Source organism: Vibrio sp. ED002 (assembly GCF_023277445.1).
In the GTDB taxonomy this organism is placed as follows: domain Bacteria; phylum Pseudomonadota; class Gammaproteobacteria; order Enterobacterales; family Vibrionaceae; genus Vibrio; species Vibrio jasicida.
Map to the genome: position 1 here is coordinate 377,818 of NZ_CP080238.1, position 19,223 is coordinate 397,040.

General features: G+C 44.6%; 14 protein-coding genes. 9 read left to right on the forward strand and 5 right to left on the reverse strand.

The window, feature by feature from the left end:
* Positions 1–4: 4 nt before the first annotated feature.
* From ITG12_RS02190 to proV, 4 genes are all read right to left on the reverse strand, one after another.
* The gene (locus ITG12_RS02190) at positions 5–1,414 is read right to left on the reverse strand and encodes an MATE family efflux transporter (RefSeq protein ID WP_038878625.1); all 1,410 of its coding nucleotides are present in this window, start codon (positions 1,412–1,414) and stop codon (positions 5–7) included.
* Between the two features lie 225 nt (positions 1,415–1,639).
* Entirely contained in the window at positions 1,640–2,647 is a 1,008-nt protein-coding gene (gene proX, locus ITG12_RS02195) for a glycine betaine/L-proline ABC transporter substrate-binding protein ProX (protein ID WP_038878623.1), read from the reverse strand.
* The gene (gene proW / locus ITG12_RS02200) at positions 2,640–3,758 is read right to left on the reverse strand and encodes a glycine betaine/L-proline ABC transporter permease ProW (RefSeq protein ID WP_038878621.1); all 1,119 of its coding nucleotides are present in this window, start codon (positions 3,756–3,758) and stop codon (positions 2,640–2,642) included. The genes proX and proW overlap by 8 nt, the downstream gene beginning before the upstream one ends.
* Before the next feature lie 5 nt (positions 3,759–3,763).
* A complete protein-coding gene (gene proV / locus ITG12_RS02205; RefSeq protein WP_038872399.1) occupies positions 3,764–4,951 on the reverse strand; it encodes a glycine betaine/L-proline ABC transporter ATP-binding protein ProV in 1,188 nt (395 codons plus the stop codon).
* A 438-nt stretch (positions 4,952–5,389) separates the two neighbouring features.
* Between proV and ITG12_RS02210 the strand changes: the two genes are divergently transcribed.
* The 7 genes from ITG12_RS02210 to ITG12_RS02240 all read left to right on the forward strand — a co-directional run bounded on the left by ITG12_RS02210 (position 5,390) and on the right by ITG12_RS02240 (position 14,018).
* Positions 5,390–7,270 carry a DUF294 nucleotidyltransferase-like domain-containing protein gene (locus ITG12_RS02210; RefSeq protein WP_038878619.1) on the forward strand — a complete coding sequence of 627 codons (1,881 nt, stop codon included), beginning with the start codon at positions 5,390–5,392 and terminating at the stop codon, positions 7,268–7,270.
* Positions 7,267–8,016, forward strand: a complete 750-nt coding sequence (locus ITG12_RS02215; RefSeq protein ID WP_038878618.1) for a 3'-5' exonuclease — start codon at positions 7,267–7,269, stop codon at positions 8,014–8,016. The genes ITG12_RS02210 and ITG12_RS02215 overlap by 4 nt, the downstream gene beginning before the upstream one ends.
* A 218-nt stretch (positions 8,017–8,234) precedes the next feature.
* Positions 8,235–9,899, forward strand: a complete 1,665-nt coding sequence (locus tag ITG12_RS02220; protein WP_038878616.1) for a BCCT family transporter — start codon at positions 8,235–8,237, stop codon at positions 9,897–9,899.
* 371 nt (positions 9,900–10,270) lie between these two features.
* Entirely contained in the window at positions 10,271–10,804 is a 534-nt protein-coding gene (gene ectA, locus ITG12_RS02225; protein WP_038872407.1) for a diaminobutyrate acetyltransferase, read from the forward strand.
* Between the two features lie 35 nt (positions 10,805–10,839).
* A complete protein-coding gene (gene ectB / locus ITG12_RS02230; protein ID WP_038878614.1) occupies positions 10,840–12,105 on the forward strand; it encodes a diaminobutyrate--2-oxoglutarate transaminase in 1,266 nt (421 codons plus the stop codon).
* A 13-nt stretch (positions 12,106–12,118) separates the two neighbouring features.
* Complete coding sequence (locus tag ITG12_RS02235) at positions 12,119–12,505, forward strand: ectoine synthase (RefSeq protein ID WP_005393369.1); 387 nt, start codon at positions 12,119–12,121, stop codon at positions 12,503–12,505.
* Positions 12,506–12,593: 88 nt separating this feature from the next.
* Positions 12,594–14,018: an aspartate kinase gene (locus ITG12_RS02240; RefSeq protein ID WP_038878612.1), complete on the forward strand. Its 1,425-nt coding sequence runs from the start codon at positions 12,594–12,596 to the stop codon at positions 14,016–14,018.
* Between the two features lie 69 nt (positions 14,019–14,087).
* Here the strand turns inward: ITG12_RS02240 and ITG12_RS02245 are convergent, their stop codons facing one another.
* Positions 14,088–15,074 (reverse strand): cytochrome-c peroxidase, encoded by a 987-nt coding sequence (locus tag ITG12_RS02245; RefSeq protein ID WP_038872414.1) that lies wholly within the window; start codon positions 15,072–15,074, stop codon positions 14,088–14,090.
* 634 nt (positions 15,075–15,708) lie between these two features.
* Between ITG12_RS02245 and ITG12_RS02250 the strand changes: the two genes are divergently transcribed.
* Both ITG12_RS02250 and ITG12_RS02255 read left to right on the forward strand, forming a co-directional pair.
* Positions 15,709–17,301 (forward strand): S8 family peptidase, encoded by a 1,593-nt coding sequence (locus tag ITG12_RS02250; RefSeq protein WP_038878610.1) that lies wholly within the window; start codon positions 15,709–15,711, stop codon positions 17,299–17,301.
* A 522-nt stretch (positions 17,302–17,823) separates the two neighbouring features.
* Entirely contained in the window at positions 17,824–18,888 is a 1,065-nt protein-coding gene (locus ITG12_RS02255) for a hypothetical protein (RefSeq protein WP_227741135.1), read from the forward strand.
* Positions 18,889–19,223: the final 335 nt, after the last annotated feature.

Consider the following 19,223-nt stretch of genomic DNA (forward strand, 5'->3'; position numbering starts at 1 on the left):
GTCGCTATTGAATCGCTAACTCAGGTTGCGACGCCGTATTCACTTCTGCGGTTTGATTGTACTTCTTAATCACTAGCGTCAATCGAATCAGCATTGCAATTGCTGCGGTGGTTAAGCCGGTTACGATACCAATCCAGAAGCCTTCTTCGCCCATTGCAGGAACGATTTCATCCGTGATACCCAATAACATACCCAGTGGAAGCGCTAAGCCCCAGTAGGCAAGAATCGCCAGAATCATAGGGATTTTAGTATCTTTGTAGCCACGCAGTGCACCGTTTGCAGAGGTCTGTAGCGCGTCACTGAACTGGTACATCGCAGTAAACATCAACAGAGTAGCAGCGGTCGCTGAAACTACAGGATCTGTGGTGTACAAACGAATGATCCACTCTGGGAAAAGCAGGAAGAAGCTGACTGAAATCAGAGACAGTAGCGCAGCAGTAATAATACCCACCAAACTACGGTGAGAGGCCGTTTCAAGCTTTTGTTCACCCAATGCATGGCCAACGCGAATCGTGATACCAAAGGAAAGACTCATTGGAATCATGTACGTCATGCTAGAGATGTTCAGTGCAATTTGTGCCGCGGCAACGTTCTCTGCACCGATACGACCAATCAATAGCGCAATCACCGCGAAGATACTGCCACAAACCGCAATGTTCAAACCAATCGGCATGCCGAGTTTGAACAGCTGTTTGATTTCTTGCCATACTGGTTTTAGCTCAGCGAAGTGCAGAATGTTTTTGTAGTGGTGATGGCTCTTAATATAGCTAAACAGAAGGGCAGACATCAGCCAGTAAACCAAGCTTGTTGCCCAGCCACAACCAACCGCGCCCAATGCAGGCATGCCGAACTTGCCATAAATCAGGATGTAGTTAACAGGGATGTTCACCAACAAGCCGATGACAGAAATCAGCATCGGAGCGCGGGTGTTATTCATCCCTTCACAGAAACCATTCAGCGTATAGAAGAGCGCAATACCCGGAACACCAAACGCTAATGCGACAACATAATCACTGGCAATAGGAATGATCTCAGGAGCAACGCCTAAGCCAACGAGAATGGTTTCACCAAGTAGCAAGTAAACAATCAAGATGGCACTAACAAACGCGGATAGCCACAGCATCTGAATGAAAGAGATACGGATGTTATCTAAACTTTGTGCGCCGCGGTGGTAAGCAACGACAGGCGTTAATGCCATGATGATGCCGCGAAGCAATAGCGAAACGGGTAGCCATAAACTGGTGCCAAGCGCGATCGCAGCAAGGTCGGCTGCACTTACTTGGCCTGCCATTGTGGTATCGATAAAGCCCATCGACTGAGTTGCGAGTTGCATCAAAATGATTGGGATCGACAGGTGTAACAATGCGCCCGATTCTTTAAAAAAACGAGAAAAAGAGGAAGGTGTGTTTTGCATGGATGTAGTTAAACACCAATATCAATGCACCAGTGGAAGCAGGATGGCGTTGTGCATTGTAGGGTGTGCCGCGTAGGCAGGCGCAATATACGGACTTTTGTTCTGCCATTCAATATGTAATTTAGATCACAGAGAAACGATTGCGAAAGGAATTTTGGATAAAAAAGCGCCAGCAGGTTTGGCTGCTGGCGCTTGGTCTTATTTAGGAAGGAATTCGATTGTTAATTACATTGACGCTTTTTTAGCTTCGGCAACCCAAGAATCAAACAGTTGTTGGTTGGCTTTGATCCAGCCATTAACGTGAGACTCGATGTCCGCCGCACTATTTTTACCTTGGCTCATCATCATGTTTTGTGCGCTGACATCATTGATATTCAGCTTAACGATTTCGAACAGTTTTGCGGCAGAAGGGTTTTTTCCAGTGAAATCTTTGTTCGCCACGATTCGCATTGAGTTCATTTCAAACCCATAGTTTTTACCATTCTTAAGTGTGGTATCCACATCTTTACGTTCTCCGGGTAGAGCAGAGAATGGGACTTCTAGCCAAACCACATCTTCGCCTGGAACGAGTACGCCACTTACCCAATAAGGTGTCCACGTGTAGTACAAGATCGGGTCGCCTTTCTTATAACGAGAAATAGTATCCGCAATGATTGCTGCGTAGTTACCTTGGTTGTGTGTGACCGTGTCACGAAGTTGGTAAGCGTTAAGCTGCTCTTCAATTACCATTTCGCAGCCCCAACCAGGGTTACAACCAGTGAGGTCTGCTTTGCCATCGCCATTGGCGTCAAATAGTTTTGCTAGCTCAGGATCTTTAAGTTGACCAATGTTAGTGATGTTGTATTTTTCTGCGGTTTTTTTATCGATTAAGTAGCCTTGAGCCGCACCACTAACGTACTGGCCTTGGCGGTAGAATTTATCATCACCACCTGACATCGTGTATTTGTCTGCGTGCAAAGGGAACCAACCCACAGCTAAGAACGTAGCATCGCCTTTTGCGATCGAAGTGTAGCCAACGTTGTAATCGACTTCCTTAGTTGGTTGAACATCGTAGCCCAACGCTTCAAGCGCGCGGTTAACAATAAGAGTTTGAAACGTTTCTTCCGCAACCGTTGATTGAACTGGTTGAACTGAAACGCCTTTACCCGGTAAGTCATTCGCTAAAGCTTGAGTCGAAAACGCCATCGTTGCTAACGTTCCAGCTGTTAGCGCTTTCTTCCATGAATTAGTCATTTATGTTTCTCCTAAGTTTGAGATCAGGTTGGTTCGATTTGTTGGTCAGTTTTAAAAGGTAAGAAACTGGACCGGTGTGGTACCAACGTAACTTCGTGTTACCCGCGTTAGCGCCTAAAACTTGTGTGATACGGTCGAGTAGAATGGCAAGGATTACGATACCTAAACCGCCCACCGCTGCTAGTCCCATATCCAAACGTCCGATTCCACGTAATACCATTTGTCCCAACCCACCAACTGCGATCATAGAGGCAATAACAACCATAGAAAGGGAGAGCATCAGGGTTTGGTTTACGCCTGCCATAATAGTCGGTAGGGCAAGGGGAAGTTGAATGCGGTACAGCATTTGCTTTTTGCTGGCTCCAAATGAGTGTCCGGCTTCAATCAGCTCTTCTGGGACTTGTTGAATACCAAGAATGGTCAAGCGAACCACGGGAGGCAATGCAAAAATAATGGTGACCACCACGCCTGGTACGTTCCCGATGCCAAACAACATGACGATAGGTACCAAGTAGACAAAAGCAGGGGTGGTTTGCATTGCATCGAGTATGGGCCGTATGAACTTAGCGGCGGTGTTGTTTCTTGCCAGCCAGATACCAAGTGGTAATCCAATGATCAGACAGAAGAATACGGATGTCAGTACTAATGCCAAGGTCGTCATTGCTTGGGACCAAGCACCTATCAGCCCAATGAAGACTAATGAAGCGAATGTCGACATCCCCAAACGCAAATTAGAAAATTGCCATGCTAATAAAAATAGAATGATGAGCATGAATGGGGCAGGTGTAGAGACGAGCGCCGTTTCAAATGAGGAGAGAATGAAATCAATGGGAACGCGAATTGCTTGAAAGACCGGACGTCCATGTTCGACAAGCCAATCTAACCCAGATTCTACCCAAGTATCCAAAGGAAGGACCGCATCTTGAAATGGGTTCATTATATCAAAAGGGGCTTCTTCAACGGTTTCAGAATTCAACCAGTCTATACTTGACGTCGCTTCACTGCCTTGTGACCAAGGGTCACTTTGTTCTGTTGTGGCTGTTGACCACGGGTCGGTTTGTTCCGCTTCTGTCGTTGACCACGGATCGTTAGTGGTTTGTTCTGTTGACATGATGACTAATCCTTATCCAACGTTTGCAGAAGACGTGATTTTGTCACGACACCATAATAGTGGCCTTGCTCGTCGACAACTGGGACGGCATAAGGGACACCAGCGACGACACCAAGAATGTCGTTGATTGCTTGGTCTGGCTGGAGGGTGATTTCGTCGATCAATTGTGCACTGGCTAGTGAGCGATTTTCTTTGTGGGCAACGCGTAACGAATCAAGAGAAACAATGCCAGAATAGTGGCTGGATTTATCAATGACTATGCCGTAATCGCGGTCGTGATCCATCAATATCTGCATTGCAGACCCAGGACCATCATGTTCGGACTTCTTGAAAACAGCGGCTGGCTTTTTTCGAGCGATGTCTTTCACGGTCAGTACGTTTGCAACGTTAACACCTCGGAAAAAGGCTTCCACATAATCATTGGCAGGGTTATGAAGAATCTCATCTGGTGTACCGACTTGAACCACGTCGCCATTCTGCATGATGGCAATACGATCGCCGATTCGCATGGCTTCATCTAAATCGTGAGAGATGAAAACAATCGTACGTTTATCGTCATTTTGCAGTCGAATAAGTTCATCCTGCATTTCGGTTCGGATAAGTGGATCGAGCGCTGAAAAGGCTTCATCCATTAGGAGGATATCAGGGTCACACGCGAGAGCTCGAGCGAGGCCAACTCGTTGCTTCATTCCGCCAGACAACTCATCCGGATAGGATTCTGAGTAGGCATCAAGGCCAACTCGTTGTAAGGCTGACAACGCACTTTCTTGCCTGTCTTTGAGGTTCACACCGGCGAGTTCAAGGCCAAAAGCAGCGTTTTCAATCACCGTCATGTGAGGCATGAGCGCGAAGTTTTGAAAAACCATGGAAATGTTATTGCGGCGAACTTCTCTAAGTTCATCTTCAGAAATGTGGGCAATGTCTTTACCTTTTAGGTAAACGCTGCCTTTGGTTGGCTCAATTAAGCGATTGAGAAGACGAACGAGTGTGGATTTTCCTGAGCCAGATAGGCCCATAATGACAAAAATCTCACCTTCATTGATGGAAAGAGAGACATCGTTAACGCCAACCGTTAAACCTGTTTGTTCAAAAATACGATCTTTATCGATGCCTTTCTCAATCAGTGAGAATGCGCGGTCAGGATCGTCACCAAACACCTTATACAGTCCCTTAACTTCCAGTATGGGATCCATGTAAATCATCCTTAATTTTGAATGTTTTGTAGTAAAACGTTTCGTACTCTAAGTAATGTTTGGGAGAATTTCAATGTTCGATAAAAGGTTTGTGTGGTGGCGTTACACAAATTAGACATAAACAGCTTAGCCAATGATTTGGCTTTAAATGACGTAAAAACAGTGAGTTATGTTTATTTGTAGTGCGTCGCAAAAGTGGGTGAAATGGCCTGTGAAATATTTTTGAATTTATTGTGGTTGGTGAGTGACATTTTGATCCTAACGAAATCTTTCGTAAATAGGCCGTTTTAGAATGTTTTAAGTTAGAGTTCGAATTAATGTGTTGGTGACATGTTCTGCTATTTGAGTCGATTCATACCATCACTGGATTTATTTATTGCCTGATTGAATGCTTGGTGATATTTATCGCTGAAGTTTAGGCAATGCATGGAATAAAGAATGGAAGCCGAGCAATTAGAAGTACTCAATTTCATTAGCCAATACCCTCCCTTTGATGACTTACCAGAGACGCACCTGAAAAATATCGCAATGAACGCTGAAGTGGCTTACTACCGCGCAGGCTCAGATATTTTAAAGAAAGGTGACGATATTCGTGATCTGTATATGGTTCGCAGTGGCGTCGTCGAAATTTTCCGCCGCAAGGGGGAGCTGTATAACCGTATTGATGCTGGTGGTTTGTTTGGACAAATGGGGTTGTTGATGAATAACCGTGTCCGTATGCCAGCGAAAGCAATTGAAGATACATTGGTGTATTGCATCCCAGAGGGCATCTTCAACGAATTGTGTGATGAGTTTGAGAATTTCGCTGATTTCATGGAATTGGAAGACAGTGCAAGACTAAGAACCGTGGTTTCGAACCAGTCTGATGGCAACGATTTTACCACCGCAAAAGCGAGAAAGATTCTTAGCCGAGAGCCAGTAACCTTAGCTGCTACCGCGACCATTCAGGAAGCGGCAATACTGATGGCAGAAGAGGGCGTCACGGCATTGTTGATCGTGCGTCCAGAAGAAGAAATTACCGAAGATGATGACGACCAACTCTTAGGCATCCTGACCGACCGTGATTTGTGTATACGCGTTTTAGCTGAGGGTAGGGAGACCAACATACCCGTAAGTGAGGTGATGAGTTACGACGTCGTATCTCTTGATAACAGTGCGTATGTCTTCGAAGCCATGCTGACCATGCTGCGCTATAACGTGCACCACCTGCCAATCCTCAAAGACAAAAAACCGATTGGTGTACTCAGTATGACGGATATCGTCAGATACGAGTCGCAAAACAGTTTATTGCTTGTGAGTTCGATATTCCAACAGAACACGATCGAAGATCTTAAAGCGGTATCGAAACAAGTGAAAGACTGTTTTGTCCGTATGGTGAGTGAAGATGCGAACGCCCACATGGTCGGCCGAGCGATGTCGGTTATTGGCAGTAGCTTCAAGCAGCGTCTTGCTGAGTTAGCAGAACAAGAGCTTGGTCCAGCACCTATTCCGTATTGTTTGCTCGCAATGGGGTCCATGGCGCGTGATGAGCAATTGATCGTCACGGACCAAGATAACGCATTGATTCTCGATAACAGCTACGAACCGAGTGAGCATGGTCAGTACTTTGAGCAATTTGCTAAGTTTATTTGCGATGGGTTAGCAGAATGTGGTTACACCTACTGTTCTGGCGACATCATGGCAACTAATCCAGAATGGCGCAAAACGCGCTCAGAATGGGAAGCGTGTTTTGCTAACTGGATTGATGACCCAACACCGGAACGTCTGCTCAATAGCAGCATTTTCTTTGATCTATTAGGTGTGCATGGCCGAGTGAAGTGGGCAGAGCAATTAAGCGGATTCATTGTTCGCCGCGCGAAGAAGAACAACCGATTCCTCGCTTGTATGGCCTACAACGCAATTCGTCGAACACCACCTCTGGGTTTCTTTAAAGATTTTGTAATGGAGAAGGACGGCCGTCATCGAAACTCCATTAACTTGAAACGTCGCGGCACTGCACCGATGGCGGACTTGATTCGTGTCCATTCTCTTGCCATTGGCTCTCGCTCACAAAATTCATTCGAGCGTCTGGATGACATCAATAACGCTGGGATCTTGCCGAAAGGGCGAGGGATGGACTTGAAAGATGCCATGGAACTTATTTACATGGTACGTATTCGTCATCAGGCATTGGATATTGAAAATGGCGAAGAGCCGGACAACAACATCGAGCCTGAACATATGTCTGAGTTTGAGCGCCGTAATTTAAAAGCCGCCTTCCAGATTCTAAGTAACGCGCAAAACTTCATTAAGTTCCGCTATCAGAGAAGCAGTAAATGATGTGGTTTTTTAAACAACAGCAAGATGCACGTGATTTATTAGATACCAGCCAGACACCTGATTGGCCCGTTTTCTTTGAGCAACTTGCCGCGCAAGCGAAAGATGATCGATTAAAACGTTATTACTCTGCGCCTATTGTGAATGGAGATACGCCATTAAAAGAGGTACCTTTTGTCTCCGTCGATTTTGAGACCACGGGCTTAAATGCAGAAGAAGACGCCATTCTTACTATTGGTTTAGTTCCGTTTACTCTGGAACGAGTGCAATGCAGTGGCTCGCGTCATTGGGTGGTGAATCCAAATCGAGAATTGAATGAAGAATCGGTTGTGATTCATGGTATTACCGATTCAGAAGTGAAGAGTGCGCCGCAACTTAATCAAATCTTAGAGGTTATATTGGCAGAACTCTCAGGCAAGATTGTGGTGGTGCATTACAAAAATATTGAGCGTCAATTCTTTAACAATGCCTTGTTGAATAGCATAGGTGAGGGGATTCAATTCCCTGTTGTAGATACCTTGGATATTGAATACGCGATTCAGCGTCGTCAATGTGAAGGTTGGTTAAATAAGCTCAAAGGTAAAAAGCCGGGCTCGGTGCGTTTAGGGCACGCTCGTGAAAGATATCATCTGCCAGTATATCAACCTCATCATGCACTTACGGATGCGCTTGCGACAGCGGAACTGCTACAAGCGCAACTGCAATACCATTTTGACGAGGACATGCGATTGTCTACGATTTGGCAATAACCACGCTGCAATTTAGCCATAAAAATAATTAGTCGTCCCGATAACGAAATGCAATGCGATATCGGGGCGTTTAACGTTAAAATTACACAGTAGAGTAACAATTCTAATAGCGGCGCAACGATCGCAATAAGCTTTGCAGCAAGTGGCGCGAAAAAGCCATCCCTTCGATTCCTACAACGATTTTTTTAATTTGGCCACGTATTTTAAGGAGATAAATCGTGAGCACTGACAACAATGGCGGTATACAGCGCCCCGACGGTAAGGTGAACCCGATCGATACTGATTACCAGATTGGTCAGGATAACGTCGCGTTAAAAGTCGGTCCTTTTGGACTTGATATTCACAACCGTGTATTTGCTATTTCAGGCATGTCGATCATCCTGTTCGTAGTGTTAACACTGACATTCAGACAACAAGTAGAACCGTTCTTTGCGGGTTTGCGTGGTTGGCTGGTATCAAATCTTGATTGGTTCTTCCTATCTGCGGGCAACGTGTTTGTCGTGGTGTGCTTGATCCTGATCGTCACGCCACTTGGTCGTGTTCGTATCGGTGGTACAGAAGCAACGCCAGATTATACTTATGCCGGTTGGCTTGCGATGCTATTCGCAGCTGGTATGGGTATCGGTTTGGTGTTCTTTGGTGTATCTGAGCCAATGTCTCACTTTAGTGCGGCACTAGGTGGTGTAAACGTTGAGAACGGCGTTCGTACTGACTGGGCTCCACTGGGTGCTGCGGAAGGGGACACCTCGGCTGCGTCTGCACTTGGTATGGCTGCAACGATTTACCACTGGGCTCTGCATCCATGGTCTATCTATGCACTGTTGGCTCTTGGTTTGGCGATTTTCTCGTTTAACAAAGGCTTGCCTCTAACGATGCGTTCCATTTTCTACCCTCTTTTTGGTGAGCGCGTTTGGGGCTGGACTGGTCACGTGATCGATATTCTTGCCGTAGTTGCAACGGTATTTGGTCTAGCGACTTCTCTTGGTTACGGTGCATCGCAAGCGGCAACAGGTCTTAACTTCCTGTTCGGTATCCCAATGACAGACACCACGCAAGTTGTGTTGATCATTATCATCACGGCACTTGCATTGATCTCTGTGGTTGCGGGCCTAGATAGTGGTGTTAAGCGTCTGTCTGAAATCAATATGGGTTTAGCGGCGCTATTGCTATTATTCGTGATCATTGTTGGTCCAACTATGGCAATTATGACGGGCTTCTTTGACAACATTGGTGCTTACCTAGCGAATATTCCTGCATTGTCGATGCCGTTTGGTCGTGAAGACGTGAACTACTCGCAAGGTTGGACTGCGTTCTACTGGGCATGGTGGATTTCATGGTCACCATTCGTAGGTATGTTTATTGCGCGCGTATCTCGTGGTCGTTCTGTTCGTGAGTTTATCGTGTGTGTAATTTTGATCCCATCTACAGTGTGTGTGTTATGGATGACCGCATTCGGCGGAACGGCGATCAGCCAATACGTGAACGATGGCTACCAAGCAGTATTTGATGCAGAACTGCCTCTTAAACTGTTCGCTATGTTAGACGTGATGCCACTTTCTCAGATCACTTCTATCGTGGGTATCATTCTAGTAGTCGTATTCTTCATTACGTCAGCTGACTCTGGCTCTTTGGTTATCGATACGATTGCCGCGGGCGGTAAAGTGGACGCGCCAACACCACAACGTGTGTTCTGGTGCACATTCGAAGGCTTGGTAGCAATTGCACTGATGCTTGGTGGCGGTCTAGCAGCGGCACAGGCGATGGCGGTAACAACGGGCTTGCCATTCACAATCGTACTTCTTGTGGCGACAGTGTCTTTGGTGAAAGGCCTAATGGATGAGCCTCGTCCAAAATCTAAATCAGCGAAAAAAGCGAAAGCGTAACGCGAATCTTTTCTCTGATAAATTTCAATAAAAAACGGCATGCTTAGGCGTGCCGTTTTCTTTTCTTATGCTTTATTTCTTTTTCTCACCCAATCTGTTGCATTAATACCGAATGGAAGGATTTCTTACGGTTGTAATCATTTCTTTGGGTGGGCTACTGACGAATAGTGACGCTGTATCGTCTAATTTCTTACGTTGCCCTATAAATACATTAGAGCTCAAACTAATTTTCATTTCACCCTCAACCACTAATGATGTGATATTGATCGACTTAATGACGATTAATCTCTTGTTTATTTGATTTTTAGCTACGAGAGATGCCCATAATAAAAAGGAAATTTAATTAGAACACGAAGGATATGTATCTACACATGATCACATCAGCTCCTTGGGTGATGTATCCAGAAATTGGAGAAGACCCAAGCAAAAAATGGATTTTTCGTGAGCCAGAAGTGTCGGATGGTGACAACGTCTACAGCTTGATAGCAGATTGTCCACCACTCGATATGAACTCTTCATATTGCAATTTCCTTCAGTCTACGCACTTCAGCAAAACCTGTATTTTGGTTGAGCATAAAGGCGAGCTCGCAGGGTTTATCTCTGGTTATCAAAAGCCAGATGAACCTAATGTGTTGTTCGTCTGGCAGGTCGCCGTCGCTCCTCGTTTTAGAGGCAAGGGTTTGGCTTTTCAAATGCTCGACAATTTATTAAAGCGAGAAGGGCTTGAAGGCATCGACACCGTCGAAACCACAATTACTAAATCTAATGAGGCATCTTGGGCACTATTTAAAAAACTCGATGCTCAAAATAGTAATGCTGGTGAGGTGACCACTTTCTTGGACGAAAAAGATCATTTCAAGGGCAAACACGATACGGAATACCTGTATCGCATTCCCCTCAATTAACTCCCACCCAATAGGAATCAAATAACGGTCTCATCATGGATATTTTCAAAAAGCAGGAATCCAACGTACGTTCATACTCAAACAGTTTCCCGGTTGTCTTTCGCAAAGCAAAAGGTTCCTGGCTAGAAACAGAACAAGGCGAACGTTACCTCGATTTCCTTGCTGGAGCGGGATCTCTAAATTACGGTCATAACAATCCAGTACTCAAGCAAGCGCTTCTTGAGTACATTGAAATGGATGGCATTACACACGGCTTAGACATGCACTCAGAAGCAAAAGCCGCTTTTCTTGAAGCCTTGAATAAGTACATTCTTGAACCAAGAGCGCTTGATTACAAAGTTCAATTCACTGGCCCTACGGGAACCAACGCCGTTGAAGCCGCCATTAAATTGGCAAAGAAAGTGAAAGGGCGCAGTAGTATCGTAGCTTTCACCAACGGTTTTCACGGTTGTACGGCGGGTGCGTTAGCGGCAACGGGTAACCAACATCATCGCCAAGGCGCGGGCTCTAGTCTTAACAACGTCACTCGTATTCCTTTCGAAGGTTATGCTGATATTGATGGTCTCAAACTGTTTGAAACCATGTTGACCGATAACTCGGCGGGTATGGATAAGCCAGCGGCAGTACTGCTAGAAACCGTGCAAGGTGAAGGTGGTCTAAATGTGGCATCCAACGCGTGGCTGCAGCGGTTAAGTAAGTTGTGTAAAGCACACGATATCTTATTGATTGTTGACGATATCCAAGCAGGGTGCGGCAGAACAGGTACATTCTTCAGCTTTGAGCCATCGGGTATCAAGCCAGATATGGTGACTCTGTCTAAATCCATTGGTGGTTATGGTCTACCAATGGCTATTGTGCTCTTAAAGCCAGAACTTGATCAGTGGAAACCAGGCGAGCATAACGGCACATTCCGAGGAAATAACCACGCGTTTGTGACTGCCACGAAAGCACTCGAGGCTTACTGGTCAAACGATAACTTCGAAACGCACATTAAGCGTTGCTCAAGCATGGTTAATGAAGTTATTCAACGTTCGGTTCAACGATTCCCTGAGTTGTTTGTACAGCGCAAAGGCCGCGGCATGATGATCGGAATTGAATGTAAGAACGGTCAAATCTCAGGCGATATTGCTAAAACCTGTTTCGACAATGGCATGGTGATTGAAACTGCAGGACCAAATGATGAAGTCGTGAAGTTCTTCTGTCCATTGACCATTTCAGAATCCGAACTTACGCAAGGGCTGAATATCTTCGAGGGTTCAGTCGAAGCCATCGCAAGCAAACATTTCAAACAAGCATCATAGCAAGGAAAGAATTATGATCGTTAGAACACTCGATGAGTGTCGCAATAGCGAAAGACGTGTTGTGTCGGACAACTGGGAAAGCGTACGTATGTTATTGAAAGATGACAACATGGGCTTCTCATTCCATATCACGACGATATACGAAGGAACAGAAACGCACATCCATTATCAGAACCATCTCGAGTCGGTATTTTGCATGAGTGGAGAAGGGGAAATAGAAGTCGTAGGTGGCGAAACCTATCCAATTAAACCCGGCACACTGTACATCCTTGATAAGCATGACGAACATTATCTTCGTGCATACAAAAACAAAGAAATGGTGATGGCATGCGTGTTTAACCCACCAATTACAGGTGCGGAAGTGCACGATGAGAACGGTGTTTACCCTCTGGTTGACTAGCCTAACTCTATAAACATTTGAAATGGGGTGAAGCTTCACCCCATTTTCTTTTCCTTTCTTTCAAATTACCAATCATTAAGGCCCTCTCATGACATTTACCGTAGAAAAGATCGGCGGTACTTCGATGACAGCATTCGATGCTGTGCTTGATAACATTCTCCTTCGTCCACAAAACCCTTATAACCGGATTTTTGTCGTTTCTGCCTACGGTGGTATGACGGATGCACTACTGGAATGCAAAAAAACCAGCAAGCCAGGCGTCTATCAATTGATTGCCAAGCGAGATGAAGCATGGGAGGAGGCGTTAGATTATGTTGAAAGTCGAATGCTACTGACCAATGAACATATCTTTGCTGACCCAATGAATAGAATGCGTGCGGATAAATTCATCCGTTCTCGCATCGCAGAAGCTAAAAACTGTGTCACCAACATTCTTGAAACTTGTCAGTATGGTCAATTTTCTCTACGTCATTATTTGCCTCAAATTCGTGAATTTCTCTCCTCGATAGGTGAAGTACACAGTGCCTATAACACGGCTTTGAAATTGAAAAATATCGGCATTAATGCAAAGTTTGTCGATCTTTCTGGTTGGGATAACCAAACACCCAAAACACTGGATGAATCTATCTCTGATGCCTTTGCTGAGATTGATGTTACTCAAGAATTGCCAATTGTCACAGGGTATGCCTACTGCAAAGAAGGTTTAATGCACACCTATGATCGCGGTTACAGTGAGATGACGTTCAGTCGCATCGCTGCCATGACTAAAGCTGATCTGGCGATTATCCATAAGGAATACCATTTAAGTTCTGCCGATCCGCGAGTGGTTGGTGTCAATAACGTTAACCCTATAGGCTCGACCAACTATGATGTGGCTGATCAACTGGCAAACTTAGGGATGGAAGCCATCCATCCCAATGCTGCTGCGGGTCTACGTGAGAGCGGTATTGAGTTACAAATAAAGAACACGTTTGAGCCTGAGCACCAAGGAACGTTAATCTCAGCAGATTATCGCCCAGAGAATGATCGTATTGAGATTATTGCAGGTAAACAAAAGGTGTTTGCACTTCATTTGTTTGACCAAGCGATGGTAGGCAAAGTAGATAATGTCAGTTACGAACTGATGGAAATCATTGCGGACGCTCGCGTTAATCTGATTGGGAAGGAGATGAACGCAAACTCAATCACTTATTACCTAGGCGGCAGCATTGATAGTTTAAACAAAGTGCTCTACAAGGCTGAAAAGCGCCACCCTAAAGCATCAATTACAGGAAAAATGGTCGCGTTGATCTCAGCGATTGGTTCTCAGATTGACACTAATAAAACTTTAGCGAAAGGCGTACTAGCGCTGATGAACAGTGGGGTAACACCGATCGCGCTCCATTCATCAATGAGAAACGTGAATGTACAGTTTGTGGTCAGTGATGGCGAGTATAAACAAGCGATTTGTGCACTGCACGAAGAGTTCTTTGAGCAAGGCAGTACAATGAAAAAATCAGTGAGCGTTGCTTAAAGCGTTTAGTTGGTAATGGAAATAGTAAAGGAGCCAATTGTGGCTCCTTTGTGTTTCTTATCGAACAATTTAGATATTCGGGCGAGCAGTCTCGTTAGTGGATGGCGGTAAGTGAGGCAACGTCACTTCCGGTTGATCACCCGTTAGAGAACGTAAGAACTCAGTGATTTTTCCAGACTCTTCCTTCGTCAGCTTTTGGCCAAGTTGTAAATCAGCCATCATCGACACCGCTTCTTCTAACTCCCAAACTGAGCCATCATGGAAGTAAGGGTAGGTCAGTTCAACATTTCTTAGTGTCGGTACTTTGAAGACAAACTTATCGAAATCATTACCCGTGATCGCTTTACGTCCCACATCTGGGTTATCCGTTGCGAACGGCTTCACTAAGCCCATTTTTTGGTACATTTGACCACCAGCGAGAGGGCCGCTGTGACACGCTGTACAACCTTTCGCTTTGAATAAGTTGTAACCCTCGACCTGTGCGGTAGTGAGGGCATTATCGTCGCCTTTTAACCAAAGATCGAATGGCGCGTTTGGTGTACGCAAGGTTTGTTCGAACGTTGCAATCGCATCGGTGACGTTATCAATATCTATGGTCTCAGTACCATACGCCTCTTTAAACCACTCGCGATATTGTGGAATCGACTTGAGCGTGTCGATCGCAAGCTGGTGGCTAAAGGCCATTTCGAGTGGGTTTTCTATAGGGCCAGCCGCTTGTTCTTGCAAATCTTTTGCGCGCCCGTTCCAGAACTGAACAAAGTTCAAATCTGAGTTAAACACCGTCGGTGAGTTGATAGGACCAATGGCCCATTTATGACCAATGGAGCTTGGTAGGTTATCGACGCCACCTTTTGCGATGTTATGGCAAGAGTTACAAGAAATGGTGTTGGAGGCGGATAAACGAGGTTCAAACCACAACGTTTTACCCAGTTCTACTTTCTTAGCATCAAGGCCAGAAATAGGCTCAATGACCTTGATTGGCTCTGCAGATTGGCGCTCTGCATAGGCACCGAAAGATAGGACTGACAAGACGCTCACTGCTATAAGAGTTTTCATAATAACTTCCTTTTTAAGTGATTTTTCACTCTCACTAGGGCGGCGTACTTCTTATTGGTACGCTCTGGAAGTCACGGTATAGCAATCGTTTTATTCGATAAAATGCAAAAAATCGATGGTTTTTATGGCAAAAAACGATGTTAAAAACGCACAAACTTTGCACGATTTGATTTTGCTAGCTTCCCAAGCAGTTGGTCACCTTTCATTTACAAATATGCAAAGAATATAAACGACAGGTTCGTTGATTTAGGTCAATTATGCAATCAAATGAACCTTAGTAGGTGAAAAACCTAGAATGAAAGAAAAGTGAAGTCTTTATTGCGTAAATTATCGGTAGTAGGAGGGTATGTAACAGGTAATATGTCAGGTGTGTAGAATTATTCTATTTTAGGGATTTTGCTCTAAGTCTAAATGAATCTTTGTATTTCAATTTCAATAAAGCTTGGTTATTGATCATGTTTCTGAGTGTGTGAATTATTATCAATTACGCATCCGGTTGCGCATTGTTCTAGGTTGAATCGTGTAACGTCACTGCAGCACGTATTGAGCGTATTACGCTGATTGTCTGTGTTTTCGTGTTGACAGTTTGGTACTAGGTAAAAATCAACAACACTATGATTTCAAGGAACATTTTATGTCAAAGAAACTACTTACTTGTTGTATAACCTCGGCACTCTGTTTTCATTCTGCTTCCGTTTACTCTAAATCAACGGATCTGCCAGGTGCTTCTGATTTACAACAAGCCCCTGCAGCGTTGATGCTCGCTCCGGACGATGTTGCCATCGCTGATCGTTACATTGTGGTCTTTAAACAGCCACAAATGATACCGAACGATTCTCCTGATTTTCAGCAGTCCACACAGCAATCCGTGGACAGTATGTCCGGCTTATATTCAATACAGGTAGAATCCGTATTTGATCGCTCAATTAGCGGCTTTGTTGCCACGTTGAATACAAATCAGCTGGACGAACTGCGTGCTGATCCGAGAGTAGACTATATCGAACAAGATAAAATGCTAACGCTTGAACCGATAGTCTCGGTAGAAGCGAACCAAAGCAATGCTATTTGGGGACTTGATCGAATTGATCAGCGCAGCCTACCGCTTGATAGCAATTACAACGCCAACTTTGATGGCACTGGGGTAACGGCTTATGTCATCGATACAGGTGTGAACAATTCACACGCCGAGTTTGGTGGGCGTTCTGTTTCTGGCTACGACTTTGTCGATAATGATTCAGACTCAAGTGACTGTAATGGACACGGCACACACGTTGCGGGCACCATTGGCGGCAGCCAGTACGGTGTGGCAAAGAACGTGAATATTGTTGGTGTAAGAGTGCTTAGCTGTTCTGGCTCAGGTTCGACATCCGGTGTCATTGCCGGGGTGGACTGGGTGGCGGCTAACGCTTCAGGGTCTTCTGTTGCCAACATGAGTTTGGGAGGCGGCCAATCTGTCGCTCTCGATAGCGCGGTGCAAAGTGCAGTTCAGTCTGGCGTGAGCTTTATGCTGGCTGCTGGCAATTCTAATGCGGATGCTTGTAACTATTCACCTGCTCGTGTTGCTTCTGGTGTGACCGTTGGCTCCACAACGAGCTCAGATTCACGCTCGAGCTTTTCAAACTGGGGTAGCTGTGTCGATGTATTTGCACCAGGCTCGCAAATCAAATCTGCTTGGTATGATGGTGGCTACAAAACCATCAGTGGCACCTCAATGGCAACGCCACATGTAGCCGGTGTTGCAGCGCTATATCTTCAAGAAAACAGTGCATTATCACCAAGCCAGCTAGAGGCTCTGATTGCTGAACGAGCATCCAATGGAAAAGTCTCAGACACTCGCGGAAGCGTAAACAAGCTGCTCTATAGCTTGTCAGATTCTGACTGTGGTCAAGATTGTGGTGGTCCAAATCCAACACCGGATCCTGAGGGCAAGCTAACCTCTGGTTTACCAGTGAATGGCTTGAGCGGCGCAACAGGTGCGATGGACTATTTCTATGCTGACCTAGAGGCAGGCCAACGTCTAACTGTTCAAACCATTGGTGGAAGTGGGGATGCTGACCTCTACGTACGCTTTGGCTCGAAACCAACACGCAATAACTGGGATTGCAGACCATACAAATACGGTAACAACGAGACATGCACAGTGACCGCACCGCAGAGCGGTCGGTACTACATCATGATTTACGCATATTCTAGCTACAGCGGTATGACCATTCAGGCGAACTACTAACTTACAACACCAAGCCCACTTTACGGTGGGCTTAGTTTTTGAAAGCTCTATGTTTGAGCCTATTCAAATACATTTGTTTGTCGTTCTAAAGGGGTAACTAGATGGGAGTAGCTGTCGCTCTAAATAATATTGAATTTGAATTATGGATAGAGATGTAAACGTCTGTCGTTGTATTCACCAAAAATTTTCCGTTGTTTAAAACTCGTGAATAAATAGCGTTCAAATTCATTTTTTCTGTGAATTAATTAAACTAACAGTTATCTTAAAAGAAAGGGAATAATAGCCCTCTGAGATTTCATGATGAGCTTTTGAGTAGTAAAAATATCTATTTTAATGGTTAATTTGTCGCCACTATTTATCTAATTGTTAGAACTATCATATTGTAACAAATTCTTACATTTGGTATTTAGGGGCAGTTTAATGCGATATCAATCTTCACCAAGTAACCATACAGAACAGCTACAACAGTCAACTCAAGAACGCGCTGAACAACAACGTCTGGCTCGAAAAGAAGAGCTTAAAGTGACACAAGAAGATAATAAGCGTTGGGCTGCAAATCGAGAAAGAGTCATGGCTGAACGCAACAGTGAAAATACTGAAGTCACCTTAACTCAATTAAAAGAAAATAAGAAAAAGGGTGGGCTTAGTTCTTTGTTGTGCGCGAAACCGAGTTTTTCCAAGCTCCCAACCAAGACCGTTGCTTATTGTTGGGTTAATACAAAAGCGGAAAGTGGTGAAGACAATATTATTCCAAGCGTTGAAAAGGAGCATGGTCTATTGAACGTCATTAGTAATGCAAAAATCACCCCGAAGGTAAAGCACATTATATATGTTGATAGACGCACTAAGGGGCGAACCTGTTATGACTCACGCGTTGAGCTTCCTGATAATGTTAAGTTTGTTTCAGTTGATGAATTGCTGAGCAAGAAAAACATCGCGACGCCAGTCATTGCCAAGAAGGTGACTGAATTGTATGAGGCAAGTATCAACCATGGCAGCCCAGCTTTTGCGAAGAATATGGTCTCTTTACTTGCCCTAAATGCTGGAGATTACTTCTTCGATATTGGTGTCAGCATCAAGCCAGACGGGAATTTAGTTAAGCATCTTAATGGCGAGAGCAAATTTTCCGGCGGTGCAGTAGGTAACGGGAGTTATTTGATGGGTGGACACGATAAAGAAGATATTGAGACAGTTGTTGAGTACCTCTACGAAATGTATACCTGTGAAAGAGCACCAACGGTGCATCCTAAAAAAGCAGTGGAGGTATTAGAAAACCTCGATAAATCGTTGAAGCCAGCAGATGTGATAAGTGAAGTGACAAGCAACTCGAAACTCAACGAAAAAATCACACCTGCAGACTTCGTTACTTACTCTCGTAGGATGGAGAAGGGATTCGCTGAGCGTGGTGTTAAGACTACGATGTGTGAATATGCCCGTTACACGGACGTCGTCTTTGGTAACAACATTGCCGTGCTCACGACTAAAGTGAAAACGGGCTTTAGGAGCGGAACAGATTTCGTTAATACCCATAAGATGAGCCACATTCACAAAACTAAAGTGGAAGCGCATCACGTGCCAGTTTTATAAGGTAAGCAGCTCAAAAACACAAAAGGGACTCATTTGAGTCCCCTTATATTGAAATTAGATTGTTTTTTCTTTTAGCTTTAGAATCGGGGACTCTATGATTCAGGCTAACTTGGTTTTGCCCCGTTTTGAGTTAGACCTTTTACTCATTAATATCCTATTTACATGAATTTAGATTAGCTTCATTTACTGTTTATTAATGCATCATTTAAATGTTGACGAAGGCATACCAAAAAGGTATATATTTTCTATGATAATTTTTAATTTAGTCTCATCTCATAGCAACCATCAGTCATCCCATATTTGGCTGGGGGTAGCTATTGCTGAGTGAATTTAGG

What these genes read in the sequence shown, in the direction of transcription:
- ITG12_RS02190 (WP_038878625.1), bottom strand. Translation starts at nt 1,414, where the DNA reads ATGCAAAACACACCTTCCTCTTTTTCTCGTTTTTTTAAAGAATCGGGC.
- proX (WP_038878623.1), bottom strand. Translation starts at nt 2,647, where the DNA reads ATGACTAATTCATGGAAGAAAGCGCTAACAGCTGGAACGTTAGCAACG.
- proW (WP_038878621.1), bottom strand. Translation starts at nt 3,758, where the DNA reads ATGTCAACAGAACAAACCACTAACGATCCGTGGTCAACGACAGAAGCG.
- proV (WP_038872399.1), bottom strand. Translation starts at nt 4,951, where the DNA reads ATGGATCCCATACTGGAAGTTAAGGGACTGTATAAGGTGTTTGGTGAC.
- ITG12_RS02210 (WP_038878619.1), top strand. Translation starts at nt 5,390, where the DNA reads ATGGAAGCCGAGCAATTAGAAGTACTCAATTTCATTAGCCAATACCCT.
- ITG12_RS02215 (WP_038878618.1), top strand. Translation starts at nt 7,267, where the DNA reads ATGATGTGGTTTTTTAAACAACAGCAAGATGCACGTGATTTATTAGAT.
- ectA (WP_038872407.1), top strand. Translation starts at nt 10,271, where the DNA reads ATGATCACATCAGCTCCTTGGGTGATGTATCCAGAAATTGGAGAAGAC.
- ectB (WP_038878614.1), top strand. Translation starts at nt 10,840, where the DNA reads ATGGATATTTTCAAAAAGCAGGAATCCAACGTACGTTCATACTCAAAC.
- ITG12_RS02235 (WP_005393369.1), top strand. Translation starts at nt 12,119, where the DNA reads ATGATCGTTAGAACACTCGATGAGTGTCGCAATAGCGAAAGACGTGTT.
- ITG12_RS02240 (WP_038878612.1), top strand. Translation starts at nt 12,594, where the DNA reads ATGACATTTACCGTAGAAAAGATCGGCGGTACTTCGATGACAGCATTC.
- ITG12_RS02245 (WP_038872414.1), bottom strand. Translation starts at nt 15,074, where the DNA reads ATGAAAACTCTTATAGCAGTGAGCGTCTTGTCAGTCCTATCTTTCGGT.
- ITG12_RS02250 (WP_038878610.1), top strand. Translation starts at nt 15,709, where the DNA reads ATGTCAAAGAAACTACTTACTTGTTGTATAACCTCGGCACTCTGTTTT.